13 protein-coding genes and 1 pseudogene are annotated in these 11,823 nt (G+C 61.5%); 8 read left to right on the forward strand and 6 right to left on the reverse strand.

Annotated features, from left to right (window positions below; genetic code table 11):
- Positions 1-108: 108 nt before the first annotated feature.
- Both V7773_RS19520 and V7773_RS19525 read right to left on the reverse strand, forming a co-directional pair.
- Complete coding sequence (locus V7773_RS19520) at positions 109-855, reverse strand: LytR/AlgR family response regulator transcription factor (RefSeq protein ID WP_003206780.1); 747 nt, start codon at positions 853-855, stop codon at positions 109-111.
- Positions 852-1,001: pseudogene (locus V7773_RS19525) on the reverse strand (sensor histidine kinase); the annotation flags it as partial. The gene V7773_RS19520 and the pseudogene V7773_RS19525, both read right to left, overlap by 4 nt.
- 315 nt (positions 1,002-1,316) lie before the next feature.
- On the opposite strand from V7773_RS19525, the gene argH reads away from it, so the two are divergent.
- Entirely contained in the window at positions 1,317-2,711 is a 1,395-nt protein-coding gene (gene argH / locus V7773_RS19530; RefSeq protein WP_063323839.1) for an argininosuccinate lyase, read from the forward strand.
- 99 nt (positions 2,712-2,810) lie between these two features.
- On the opposite strand, the gene V7773_RS19535 is transcribed toward argH, so the two are convergent.
- Entirely contained in the window at positions 2,811-3,470 is a 660-nt protein-coding gene (locus tag V7773_RS19535) for a glutathione S-transferase family protein (protein ID WP_336074607.1), read from the reverse strand.
- A gap of 124 nt (positions 3,471-3,594) precedes the next feature.
- Here V7773_RS19535 and V7773_RS19540 point away from each other — a divergent pair, with 124 nt between their 5' ends.
- The 3 genes from V7773_RS19540 to V7773_RS19550 all read left to right on the forward strand — a co-directional run bounded on the left by V7773_RS19540 (position 3,595) and on the right by V7773_RS19550 (position 7,362).
- Complete coding sequence (locus tag V7773_RS19540) at positions 3,595-3,879, forward strand: hypothetical protein (RefSeq protein ID WP_063323837.1); 285 nt, start codon at positions 3,595-3,597, stop codon at positions 3,877-3,879.
- A gap of 225 nt (positions 3,880-4,104) precedes the next feature.
- Positions 4,105-4,350: a TIGR02647 family protein gene (locus tag V7773_RS19545; RefSeq protein WP_003206789.1), complete on the forward strand. Its 246-nt coding sequence runs from the start codon at positions 4,105-4,107 to the stop codon at positions 4,348-4,350.
- Positions 4,351-4,518: 168 nt separating this feature from the next.
- Positions 4,519-7,362 (forward strand): class I adenylate cyclase, encoded by a 2,844-nt coding sequence (locus V7773_RS19550; protein WP_092221281.1) that lies wholly within the window; start codon positions 4,519-4,521, stop codon positions 7,360-7,362.
- 7 nt (positions 7,363-7,369) lie between these two features.
- Here V7773_RS19550 and rnk read toward each other — a convergent pair whose 3' ends face one another.
- From rnk to cyaY, 3 genes are all read right to left on the reverse strand, one after another.
- Entirely contained in the window at positions 7,370-7,780 is a 411-nt protein-coding gene (gene rnk, locus V7773_RS19555; protein WP_014340819.1) for a nucleoside diphosphate kinase regulator, read from the reverse strand.
- Between the two features lie 300 nt (positions 7,781-8,080).
- Positions 8,081-8,299: a DUF1289 domain-containing protein gene (locus tag V7773_RS19560; protein WP_092148241.1), complete on the reverse strand. Its 219-nt coding sequence runs from the start codon at positions 8,297-8,299 to the stop codon at positions 8,081-8,083.
- 4 nt (positions 8,300-8,303) lie between these two features.
- Positions 8,304-8,636: an iron donor protein CyaY gene (cyaY, locus tag V7773_RS19565; RefSeq protein ID WP_092148244.1), complete on the reverse strand. Its 333-nt coding sequence runs from the start codon at positions 8,634-8,636 to the stop codon at positions 8,304-8,306.
- Between the two features lie 185 nt (positions 8,637-8,821).
- Between cyaY and lptM the strand changes: the two genes are divergently transcribed.
- Genes lptM through V7773_RS19585 form a run of 4 tightly spaced genes read left to right on the forward strand, consistent with a single transcriptional unit; the run spans position 8,822 to position 11,823 of the window.
- A complete protein-coding gene (gene lptM, locus V7773_RS19570) occupies positions 8,822-8,995 on the forward strand; it encodes an LPS translocon maturation chaperone LptM (protein ID WP_013694543.1) in 174 nt (57 codons plus the stop codon).
- A gap of 9 nt (positions 8,996-9,004) precedes the next feature.
- Positions 9,005-10,252: a diaminopimelate decarboxylase gene (gene lysA, locus V7773_RS19575; protein WP_336074610.1), complete on the forward strand. Its 1,248-nt coding sequence runs from the start codon at positions 9,005-9,007 to the stop codon at positions 10,250-10,252.
- Positions 10,253-10,256: 4 nt separating this feature from the next.
- A complete protein-coding gene (gene dapF, locus V7773_RS19580; RefSeq protein WP_336074611.1) occupies positions 10,257-11,087 on the forward strand; it encodes a diaminopimelate epimerase in 831 nt (276 codons plus the stop codon).
- 13 nt (positions 11,088-11,100) lie between these two features.
- Positions 11,101-11,823 carry a DUF484 family protein gene (locus tag V7773_RS19585; RefSeq protein WP_336074613.1) on the forward strand — a complete coding sequence of 241 codons (723 nt, stop codon included), beginning with the start codon at positions 11,101-11,103 and terminating at the stop codon, positions 11,821-11,823.

Below are 11,823 nucleotides of genomic sequence, written 5' to 3' on the forward strand. Positions count from 1 at the left end.
GATAATAACAGCTCAGCCAAAACCGCTTTGATTTGAATCACGACCCTAAGGCCTCCCTGGCCGCCAAATCCTCGAATTGAAACGCATCGAACGCCTTGGACCGCCGCATTAAAGCTGCTGCATCATCTTGCGCACGCCGGCCACGTGTCGCCGGCTGACAATCAGCGCGTCGCCATTGAGACCTTTGAGGAACAGCTGGAAATGCCCAAGGGGGGTGCGTTGCAGACGCTCGATGCGCTCACGGGCCACGAGGGCGTTGCGGTGGATGCGTACGAAGCGTTCGCCGAACTCGTCTTCAAGGGCCTTGAGCGGCTCGTCCAGCAGCACCTCGCCACTCTCATGGCGCAAGGTCACGTATTTATGGTCAGCAATAAAGTAGACCACCTGGTTCAAAGGGATCAGCTCGATGCCTTTGCGGGTGCGGGCACTGATGTGGCTGCGCGGGCCGCTGCCGCTTTCGGCGGCCGGACGGGTCAGCGCTGCCAGCTGCACGCGGTTGGGCCGCTCGGCCTTGCGCAAGGCTTCGAGCAACGCCTCGGCCGCCACGGGCTTGACTAGGTAGCCTACGGCGCCGGCCTGCAACACCTCGGGAGGGAAATCGTCCCGGGTGGTACAGAACACCACGGCGGGCGGCGACTCTCGTTCGCACAGCTTCGCCGCGACCTGCAGACCGTCCAGGCCAGGCATGCGAATGTCGAGCAGCACGATATCCGGCTTGTGGCTGTCAATAAGGGCCAATGCCTCTTCGCCATTGGTGGCGCTCGGCTCCAGGACACTGTAACCCTCGAGCTCGCCAACCATTCGGCTCAGGCGCTCGCGGGCCAGTGGTTCGTCATCAACGATCAGGACATTCATATTGCGCTGGATTCCTGCGTGAGTCTCGCACAAGGATAGCGTAGACAGGGGAAGTGACATCCGTCACGGCGATCCACGCTAAGACTCGTTCGAGGGCCAAAAAGTGCCGCGAGGCGGTTGCCTATCTTTACCAGCGCTTGCCGACCGATGCCCGAGGCCCGTTGTCGCACGGCGTCGCCGTAGGGATTGTTAACTGTCGATCTGACCAATATGAGCCCCCCTTCTTATCTATATCCGCTGCGCCATGGGTGGAAAAAGCAAAAGTCCTACAGTCCACTGTAGACGGTTGCCACGACGATATTGCTCAATCGAAAAATATCGTTGCGGGAAAACCCGGTTGGATCCCAGGCTTGCACCGAAAAAACCTGCCGACCAGTGCCAGCGCCAGTCCCGGCAACCCTGCTATCATCCGCCGCAGCCTTTAACCGCTACTTTCTCCACAGCCGATCACGAGCGAATTCATGAGCACTGACAAGACCAATCAGTCCTGGGGCGGCCGCTTCAGTGAACCCGTCGACGCCTTCGTCGCCCGCTTCACCGCCTCCGTCAACTTTGACCAGCGCCTGTATCGCCACGACATCATGGGCTCGATCGCCCACGCCACCATGCTGGCCAAGGTCGGCGTGCTGACCGATGCCGAGCGCGACAGCATCATCGACGGCCTGAAGACCATCCAGGCTGAAATCGAGGCCGGCCAGTTCGACTGGCGCGTCGACCTTGAAGACGTACACATGAACATCGAAGCGCGCCTGACCGACCGAATCGGCGTGACGGGCAAGAAACTGCACACCGGCCGCAGCCGCAACGACCAGGTCGCCACCGACATCCGCCTGTGGCTGCGCGATGAGATCGACCTGATCCTGGCCGAAATCACTCGCCTGCAAAAAGGCCTGCTGGAGCAAGCCGGGCGCGAAGCCGAGAGCATCATGCCGGGCTTCACGCACCTGCAAACCGCCCAACCTGTAACGTTTGGGCATCACATGCTGGCCTGGTTCGAAATGCTCAGCCGCGACTACGAGCGCCTGGTGGACTGCCGCAAGCGCACCAACCGCATGCCCCTGGGCAGCGCCGCGCTGGCCGGCACCACGTACCCGATCGACCGTGAATACACCGCGCAGTTGCTGGGCTTTGACGCCGTGGGCGGCAACTCGCTGGATAACGTCTCGGACCGCGATTTCGCCATCGAATTCTGCGCCGCCGCAAGCATCGCGATGATGCACCTGTCGCGCTTCTCCGAAGAGCTGGTGCTGTGGACCAGTGCGCAATTCCAATTCATTGACCTGCCGGACCGCTTCTGCACCGGCAGCTCGATCATGCCGCAAAAGAAAAACCCCGACGTGCCGGAACTGGTGCGGGGCAAGAGCGGCCGGGTGTTCGGCGCATTGATGGGCCTGCTGACCCTGATGAAAGGCCAGCCGCTGGCCTACAACAAGGACAACCAGGAAGACAAGGAACCGCTGTTCGACGCCGCCGACACCTTGCGCGACTCGCTGCGGGCCTTTGCCGACATGATCCCGGCCATCAAGCCCAAGCACGCGGTGATGCGCGAAGCGGCCCTGCGCGGCTTCTCCACCGCCACGGACCTGGCCGATTACCTGGTGCGCCGTGGCCTGCCATTCCGTGACTGCCACGAAATCGTCGGTCACGCCGTGAAGTACGGCGTGGACAGCGGCAAGGACCTGGCCGAGATGAGCCTGGACGAACTGCGCCAGTTCAGCGACCAGATCGAACAGGACGTGTTTGCCGTGCTGACCCTCGAAGGCTCGGTCAATGCCCGTGACCACATCGGCGGCACCGCGCCGGCGCAGGTCAAGGCAGCTGTGGTACGTGGCCAGGCGTTGCTCGCCAGCCGCTAAAAGCATCGCGAGCAAGCTCGCACACACTGGATCTTCATGTAGAGATTCATTGTGGGAGCGAGCCTGCTCGCGATAACTCACTTCAAAACACCACGAAACTCATTTCTTGGCAGCGATCATCGCCAAAAACGCCGGCATCGCCGCCTCTCTGTCCGCCGCAATCCGCTGCACATTTGGATTCTGTTCCATGCGCTCCATCAGCGCCTTGGCCGCTGGCATGCCTGCCAGCAAGTCGATATCGAACAGCTTCCTGCCCACCTGCAAGGCCAGGGATAAGCTGTAGAAGAAATACAGATCGGCCAGGCTCATGCGCTCGCCCGCCACATAGGGCGAGAATTTTCCGTGCCTGCCAAGCGAGGCAAACCCCAGCAGCAATTCGGCCTTGGTCTTTTGCTTGATGGCATCGGGCACCGGCGTGCCGAAAAATGCCTCGCCATAACAGGCTCGCCCCGGCAGCTCGATGTACAACTCGATTTCCCTGCACAAGGCCAGCACCTGGGCACGCTCGAACGGGTCACCGGGCAGCAGGGCTTTCCCGGGCTGGGTTTGCTCGATGTACTCAAGGATCACGCTGGTCTCGTTGATAAACCCTTGTTCGGTCTTCAACACCGGGACCTTGCCGCGTGGGCTGACAGCGAGCGCTTCAGGGGTCTGGCTTGGGTAAAACGGCACTTCCTCGAAAGGCAGGCCCTTCTCCAGCAGCGCCAGCTTGACCATGTTGTAGTAGTTACTGACAGAAAAACCGTAAAGCTTGAGCATCACAAAGCCTCCAGGCCGTGCGGGGTTGGCAGCCAAGCGTTATAGACCGCCAGGGCATTTCTTGCCAGGCGCATCACGCCGCTGAATGCAGGTAAACTGGCGACCTTTCTCCCAGGAGCCTGCCATGAGCGAGCCAACCGACATCGACAATGACGAAGAAGAATTCGTCGAGAACACGCTGATCCAGGCCATCGAAAACCAGATCGAAAGTGACAATCCGCCTGCGGCCAAGGCCACTTTCAACAAGTTGACCCTGGTCGGTTATGAGCGCGAAGAAATCCTCAACCTGATGGCCCATGTGCTGGCGGTGGAAATCGACGCGATCCTGGAAGAGGACCGCGCGTTCGATACCCAATGGTACGAAGCCGCATTGCGCGCCCTTCCCGAGTTGCCGCCGGAAAAGAAATAAACCGTGAGGCAAAGTTGCTCCTGTGGCGAGGGAGCTTGCTCCCGCTGGGGCGCGAAGCGGCCCCAATAGCTTGACGACTGCTGCGCAGCCGAGCGGGAGCAAGCTCCCTCGCCACAAAGAATTGCTTTAAACAAAAAAACCATGACACTGAGACTGGACAGCTCGGCCGAGTGCGCTCACCTTAGTGACGCTGTCGACCAAATTCCTAGAAAGTCTGGAGTCCTTATGTCGCTTACCCCTGAGCTGGTTGCCGAACTGGAAATCCTTGCACTCTTCAACCTGGACAGTTCCCAGGAAGGCCTGAAAATTCATCAGACCGCTGCCCCTAAAGCGATTGCCGCTGCCCAACGCCTGTTCGAAAAAGAACTGATCACCCAGCCCGATGGTGGTTACCTGACAAGCCTGGGCCGAGATGCCGCCCAAAACGTACAAACCGTCCTGACAATACTCAGCGTGCAAGAAGCCGCCTGATCCCCCCTGTCGCCCACGGAAATCTCCCTTACGGGATTTCCGCAGGCGCACGGGTGCCCTGCGTAAAAAACCGGCATCCGAATTCTGTTTTCAGCTTAAGTATTCCCAAGATCGGGCGCTAACCTGCCATCACCCCACGTTCGACGCCGCGAGCCGGTTTGAGCTGACATGACCCGCAATCACGAAATACGCCCTGATCTGGACGAGGGAATCGACCGCAAGGTCTTGAACCAGTTGCGCGCACGTTTTCTCAAGCTCAACACCGTGCGGATGGAGCGCGCCCTCGAAGGCCTGTCGCCGCGCCAGCAAGGCGTGCTGACGTTGCTGCCGCTGTTCTTCCACGTCAACCATCCACTGCTGCCCGGCTACGTTTCCGGCAGCACGCCTGCCGGGCTGTCGAACTACGAGCCTGACGCCAATATCCTTGCCGAAGCCCAGCGACTGACCCGTTCGTTTTCCTACAAGCCCCGGCATGGCAGCAACCCGCCACGGCCGATCCTTGGCCTGTTCCTGATGGGCAGCCTCGGCACCCTGGCCCAGGCCGACCAAAGCGACATGGACGTTTGGGTGTGCCACGGGCCGGACCTGAGCGACGATGAACTGGCCGAACTGCGCAAGAAATGCCAGTTGCTGGAGATCTGGGCGGCGACCCAGGGCGCCGAAGCCCACTTTTTCCTGATCGACCCAGCGCGTTTCGTAAGGGGTGACCGTGACAACCAGCTCAGTTCCGACGATTGCGGCACCACCCAGCATTACCTGCTGCTGGACGAGTTCTACCGCACCGCGATCTGGCTGGCCGGGCGCACGCCGATCTGGTGGCTGGTACCGGTCTATGAAGAAGAGAACTATGAGCAATACACCCATACGCTGATGTCCAAGCGTTTCATTCGCGCCGATGAAACCCTGGACCTGGGACACCTGGCCTACATTCCGCCAGGCGAATTCGTCGGTGCTGGGCTCTGGCAGTTGTTCAAAGGTATCGAGTCGCCCTACAAATCCGTGCTCAAGCTGCTGCTGACCGAGGTCTATGCCAGTGAACACCCGAATGTTCGCTGCCTGAGCCTGCGCTTCAAACAGGCCGTATTTGCCAATCGCCTGGACCTCGAAGAGCTGGATCCGTACATGCTGGTCTATCGCCGCATCGAGGAATACCTCAATGCCCGCGGCGAATCCGAACGCCTGGAGTTGATCCGCCGCGCGCTGTACCTGAAGGTCAATCGCAAGCTCACCGGCCAGATGCGTAGCAACGGCTGGCAACGGGTGCTGCTCGAACGACTGGCTCGGGAATGGGGCTGGGACCAGCGTCAACTGGCGCTGCTGGACGCCCGCAGCCAATGGAAAGTCCGCCAGGTCAGCCACGAGCGACGGGCCCTGGTCAACGAACTCACCCACAGCTACCGCTTCCTGACCCAGTTCGCCCGCACCGAGAAAACCGTCAGCCTGATCAACAAGCGCGATCTCAACGTGCTTGGCCGGCGGCTGTATGCCGCCTTCGAACGCAAGGCCGACAAGGTCGAGTTCATCAACCCCGGCATTGCGCCGGACCTGGCCGAAGACACCCTGACGCTGGTCCAGTCACCCAACAAGAAAGAACCGGGGCAGAACCAGTGGGCGCTGTACAACGGCAGCCTCAACGCCCTGGAGTGGGAGAATTTCGCGCCGATCAAGCGCTGCCGCGAGTTGCTGGAACTGCTGACCTGGTGCCATCGCAACGGCGTGATCGACAGCAGCACGCGCCTGGCGCTGCACCCAGGCGACAGCGACCTGAGCGAGTTCGAACTGTTCAACCTGCTGGGCAGCCTGCAACAGTCCATCGCCCTGCCCTTGACCACCGTGGATGAAGCACAGTTGCTGCGCGCCAGCGTGCCCAGCGAAGTGTTGATCCTGGTGAACGTCGGCGTCGACCCACTCAAGCACCACCGCGACCTGAATATCCTGATGACCACCGAGCGCACCGACTCCCTGAGCTATGCCGGGGTCCGGGAGAACCTGGTGCTGACCCTCGACCAGGTCACGCTCAACAGCTGGAACGAGGTGCTGGTCAACCGTTTTGACGGCGAACACGCCCTGCTCGACTGCCTGCGCGATTACCTCAACGACCTGCCCGTCACCCAGCACCAGCCACGCTTGCAGGTGCGCTGTTTCTGCCACAACCGCGCCCAATTCATTGCGCGGCGCGTGGAAGAAGTCATCGACACGGCGCAGACCCTGCTGCTGAGCCGGCTCAATCACCGCTATCTACTTCAGGTCCAACAGCACTATCACGTGTTGGAGCTGGTGCCCGGCCAGGTCAATCACGTGGCGCTGGGCAGCCTGTCGGCGCTGATGGATTACCTGGGCGAGGAACTGACAGCCTACAGCCCCTTGCACCTGGACCCGATGGCCCTGGACGACCATGACCTGGCGCTGATCCTGCCCATGGGCCAGCCCGAGTGCATCCAGGTGTTCTACCGCGTCGACGAAGACGAGGCCGATCTGTACGTGCTCGACGAGTTCAACGCACTGTGGCAACAACACGTGCCTTATCACGACGAACAAAGCCTGCTGGTGCCGCTGCAACGCTTTTTGCAGTCGGTGCTTTATCGTCGCGATGCCCTGCTGCCGCTGGATGCCGCCCAGCCGCTGACCCTGGAAACCCTGTACTACCAGTTATTGCCCTCAGGCAGCGGCCGGGCGCGACGGATCGAAGCGCGGCAAGCCCCGCAGACGCTGGTCAACAAACCGTTCTATGACGTGCAGGCGATCATCGGCAAAGCGGCGCACGGGCAGGTGCACGTCACCCTGTACTGCGATCAGCAGGAGTTTTCCGAACTGGAACATGGCGACCAACTGTTCCGCGTGGTCGCCAGGGAGATCGTCGAACAGCGCCGCGAAGCCCAGCGCTATCGCTGCTATATCACCGACCTGGACCTCTCGGGCCTGGTGGGCGACGGCGCCTGTTCAAGCAATTTGTACCTGCGCTACAAGGCCGACCTGGAACGCGCCCTGAACGAGGCGCTGAACCAGGTCTGAGACGGGTTCAGAACGCACAGTCGCCGCCGTTGACCGGCTGCGACTCGACCTCCAGCAACGTCAGCTTCAGCGTCTTGCCACCCGGGGCCGGCCAGTCGATGTGCTGGCCGACCTTCAGGCCCAGCAACGCACTGCCCACCGGCGCCAGGATCGAGATCCGGCCTTCGTCGGCGTTCGCGTCCTGCGGATAAACCAGCGTGAGGTGATAGTCCTTGCCGCTGCTTTCTTCGCGACAATGCACGCGCGAGTTCATGGTCACGACATCGGCAGGCACTTCTTCGTGGCCCACCACGTTCTCGGCGCGATCCAGTTCGGTTTGCAGCGCAATCACACCCGGCAGCGTTTCATCAAGGCTGTCGATCAGGCGTTCCAGACGCTGTACGTCCAGACGGGTAAGGGTGATGGAAGGTGCGGTCATGATCCTGGCAGACTCCTTTCTTCTGCACAAAAAAAGCAAAACCCCGCCACAAAAAGGCGGGGTTTTCACGGGCCTCGATGGATTGAGGCGTAACCGGACACTATCACAGCTCAATAAATAAACAAGTCAGGCGGGACCTGCCCTATCTATGGACAGTGAACCATGTCCCCGGGCCAAACAAATCCCTGTGGCGAGGGAGCTTGCTCCCGCTGGGTTGCGAAGCGACCCCAAAATCCTGCGACTGCTGCGCAGCCGAGCGGGAGCAAGCTCCCTCGCCACAAAAGCTTCCAAGGCCAATGGTTACCTCAGGGATTGGCGCTTAGCCGCCTCGGCGCAGATGACCCGGCGGCGCTCATCGTCGGCCGAGCGCCATTCGCGGATGTGCTCCACATGGCGGAAACAGCCGAGACAGACCTTCTGTTCATCCAGCTTGCACACGCTGGTGCAGGGCGACGGGACGGCGGGGCTGACGTTGCTGTAGAGCGGCTTGGGTGGCCGCGCCGGGGCTGTCTGGTTCACGCGGTTACAGCCCTTCGAAATCGAGTTCCACGCCCGCCTGCTGCTTGACGATGCGCTCGAGCATTTCGCCCAACTGCTCTTCGCTCTTGTCGCACATCCAGCGCTCGCTTTCTTCGTCGTAGTCGAAGTGAAAGCCACCGGAGACCGCCGCCAGCCATAATTGCCGCAACGGCTCCTGGCGACTGAAAATCAACTGACTGCCGTTTTCGAACTTGACGGTGAGTACACCGGCAGAGACTTCCAGGTCAATGTCCAGGTCACTGTCATCGAACACATCCTCCAGCGTTTGCTGGGTCGCATCGACCAGATCGTGGAAACGGGCTTCAGTCAAACTCATTGCGGCAACCTCGAAAATGTCTGCTCATGCTCAAGCGCCGCAAGATACGGACGCTTCCCGGCGATTGCAAAGGATATACCCACTGACGACCACCAGCGCCGCCAGACGGGCACCCCGTTGCATAGGCAAGCTGACGGGTGGCCGGTATACTCCGGCGCAATTAAAGCATTTTCAAGGATTTCGCCATGAAGCGCCTGATCTCTTCCCTTGCTGCGCTCGTCGCGGTTGCCTGCCTCGTGACAGCCTGTGGTCAAAAAGGTCCGCTGTACCTGCCTGATGACAGCAAGTCCCCTGAAGAACAGGCCAAGTCGTCCCAGGCCAAATCCCACTCGCACGACACCCACACCACCACTTACTAAGGGAACGCCATGGACGCTTTTAACTACCGTGGCGGGGAGCTGTTCGCGGAAGGGGTTGCCCTGTCCGCGATCGCCGAACGTTTCGGCACGCCGACCTATGTCTATTCCCGCGCTCACATTGAAGCCCAGTACCGGACATTCGCCGATGCCCTCGTGGGCATGCCGCACCTGGTGTGTTTCGCTGTAAAAGCCAACTCCAACCTGGGTGTGCTCAATGTCCTGGCGCGCCTGGGCGCCGGTTTCGACATCGTCTCCGGTGGCGAGCTCGAACGTGTGCTGGCCGCTGGCGGCAGCGCCGACAAGATCGTCTTCTCCGGCGTCGGCAAGACCCGTGAAGACATGCGCCGCGCCCTGGAAGTCGGCGTGCACTGCTTCAACATCGAATCCACCGACGAGCTGGAGCGCCTGCAGGTTGTCGCCGCCGAGCTGGGCGTTCGCGCACCGGTCTCCCTGCGCGTGAACCCGGACGTCGACGCCGGCACCCACCCGTACATTTCCACCGGTCTGAAGGAAAACAAGTTCGGCATCGCCATTGCCGACGCCGAAGACGTGTACGTACGCGCTGCCCAACTGCCGAACCTGGAAGTGCTGGGCGTCGACTGCCACATCGGCTCGCAACTGACCACCCTCGAACCGTTCATCGATGCCCTCGACCGCCTGCTGGCGCTGGTCGACCGCCTCAGCGACTGCGGCATCTACCTGCGCCACATCGACCTCGGTGGCGGTGTCGGCGTGCGCTATCGCGATGAAGAGCCGCCGCTGGTGGCCGACTACATCAAGGCCGTGCGTGAGCGCCTCGACGGGCGTGACCTGGCGCTGATGTTCGAACCGGGCCGCTACATCGTCGCCAACGCCGGCGTGCTGCTGACCCAGGTCGAGTACCTCAAGCACACCGAGCACAAGGATTTCGCCATCGTCGACGCGGCGATGAACGACCTGATCCGCCCGGCGCTGTACCAGGCCTGGATGGACGTCACCGCCGTGCGCCCTCGCGACACTGCGGCCCGCCCCTACGACATCGTCGGGCCGATCTGCGAAACCGGCGACTTCCTGGCCAAGGGTCGGGAGCTGGCGCTGGAAGAAGGCGATCTGCTGGCCGTGCATTCGGCTGGAGCCTATGGGTTTGTCATGAGTTCCAACTACAACACCCGCGGCCGTTGCGCCGAGGTGCTGGTGGACGGTGATCAGGCATTCGAAGTGCGTCGCCGCGAGACGGTAGCCGAGTTGTTTGCCGGCGAAAGCCTGCTGCCGGAGTAAAACCATGCTGCTGCGTTTTACCAAGATGCACGGCCTGGGCAATGACTTCATGGTCCTCGACCTGGTCAGCCAGCACGCGCATATCCTGCCCAAGCACGCCAAGCAATGGGGGGACCGGCACACCGGTATCGGTTTCGACCAGTTGTTGATCGTCGAGGCACCCAATAACCCGGACGTGGATTTCCGTTATCGGATCTTCAACGCCGACGGTTCGGAAGTGGAGCAATGCGGCAATGGCGCGCGCTGCTTCGCCCGCTTCGTGCTGGACAAGCGCCTGACCGCCAAGCGGCAGATCCGCGTCGAGACCAAAAGCGGCATCATCGAACTGGATGTGCGCAGCGACGGCCAGATCGGCGTCAACATGGGCGCTCCGCGCCTGGTACCGGCGGACATTCCATTCCAGGCACCGGCCCAGGCCTTGAGCTATCAGGTGGAGGTCGACGGCGCCACGGTGGAACTGGCAGCGGTTTCCATGGGCAATCCCCATGCCGTGCTGCGAGTGGCCGATATCAACAGTGCCCCGGTGCATGAGCTGGGGCCGAAAATCGAGCATCATCCGCGCTTCCCCGCGCGAGTGAACGTCGGTTTCCTGCAAGTCATCGACCGTCACCGCGCACAATTGCGCGTCTGGGAACGCGGTGCCGGGGAAACCCAGGCCTGCGGTACCGGCGCCTGTGCCGCTGCCGTCGCTGCGATCAGCCAGGGGTGGATGGATTCGCCGTTGTTGATCGACCTGCCCGGCGGGCGCCTGTCCATCGAATGGGCAGGCCCTGGCCAACCGGTGATGATGACCGGCCCGGCAGTGCGCGTATACGAAGGACAAGTTCGTCTTTGAGTGAGCCAAACCCATGACCGACCAGCCACAGGTTCCAGCCCCACAGCCCGACGAATCCCCCAGTCTGCCAGAAACCGCGGCCGTAGCGGCTTACCTGGAGGCTAACCCGGACTTCTTCGTCGCGCATGAAGAACTGCTCGCGACGATGCGCATCCCCCACCGGCGCGGCGATACCGTGTCGCTGGTGGAGCACCAGATGAAAATCCTGCGCGAGCGCAACATCGAAATGCGCCATCGTCTTTCGCACTTGATGGATGTAGCCCGGGACAACGACCGACTGTTCGACAAGACCCGTCGGCTGATCCTCGCCCTGATGGACGCCACTACCCTCGAAGACCTGGTCATGAGCGTCGAAGACAGCCTGCGCCAGGATTTCCAAGTGCCCTTTGTCAGCCTGATCCTGTTCGGCGACAACGCCATGCCAGTGGGCCGCTGGGTGACCCATGCCGAAGCGCAGACGGCCATCGGCGGCCTGCTCACGGAAAACAAAAGCGTCAGCGGCAGCCTGCGCGAGCATGAGCTGGACTTCCTGTTCGGCGAAGAACAACGCAAGCAGATCGGCTCCACCGCCGTCGTCGCCATCGCCCATCAGGGCGTGCACGGCGTGCTGGCCATCGCCAGCCGCGATCCGCAGCACTACAAAAGCTCGGTGGGCACGCTGTTTTTGAGCTACATCGCCGAAGTCACCGGCCGGGTGCTGCCGCGGGTCGCCGGTTCGCTGCGCTCGGTACGCTGA

Origin of the sequence: Pseudomonas sp. 3JA, assembly GCF_036961705.1 — a bacterium.
Taxonomy (GTDB): domain Bacteria; phylum Pseudomonadota; class Gammaproteobacteria; order Pseudomonadales; family Pseudomonadaceae; genus Aquipseudomonas; species Aquipseudomonas fluorescens_Q.

Excerpts from the sequence above, each read along its gene's own strand:
- V7773_RS19520 (WP_003206780.1), bottom strand. The coding sequence starts at position 855 with ATGAATGTCCTGATCGTTGATGACGAACCACTGGCCCGCGAGCGCCTG.
- argH (WP_063323839.1), top strand. The coding sequence starts at position 1,317 with ATGAGCACTGACAAGACCAATCAGTCCTGGGGCGGCCGCTTCAGTGAA.
- V7773_RS19535 (WP_336074607.1), bottom strand. The coding sequence starts at position 3,470 with ATGCTCAAGCTTTACGGTTTTTCTGTCAGTAACTACTACAACATGGTC.
- V7773_RS19540 (WP_063323837.1), top strand. The coding sequence starts at position 3,595 with ATGAGCGAGCCAACCGACATCGACAATGACGAAGAAGAATTCGTCGAG.
- V7773_RS19545 (WP_003206789.1), top strand. The coding sequence starts at position 4,105 with ATGTCGCTTACCCCTGAGCTGGTTGCCGAACTGGAAATCCTTGCACTC.
- V7773_RS19550 (WP_092221281.1), top strand. The coding sequence starts at position 4,519 with ATGACCCGCAATCACGAAATACGCCCTGATCTGGACGAGGGAATCGAC.
- rnk (WP_014340819.1), bottom strand. The coding sequence starts at position 7,780 with ATGACCGCACCTTCCATCACCCTTACCCGTCTGGACGTACAGCGTCTG.
- cyaY (WP_092148244.1), bottom strand. The coding sequence starts at position 8,636 with ATGAGTTTGACTGAAGCCCGTTTCCACGATCTGGTCGATGCGACCCAG.
- lptM (WP_013694543.1), top strand. The coding sequence starts at position 8,822 with ATGAAGCGCCTGATCTCTTCCCTTGCTGCGCTCGTCGCGGTTGCCTGC.
- lysA (WP_336074610.1), top strand. The coding sequence starts at position 9,005 with ATGGACGCTTTTAACTACCGTGGCGGGGAGCTGTTCGCGGAAGGGGTT.
- dapF (WP_336074611.1), top strand. The coding sequence starts at position 10,257 with ATGCTGCTGCGTTTTACCAAGATGCACGGCCTGGGCAATGACTTCATG.
- V7773_RS19585 (WP_336074613.1), top strand. The coding sequence starts at position 11,101 with ATGACCGACCAGCCACAGGTTCCAGCCCCACAGCCCGACGAATCCCCC.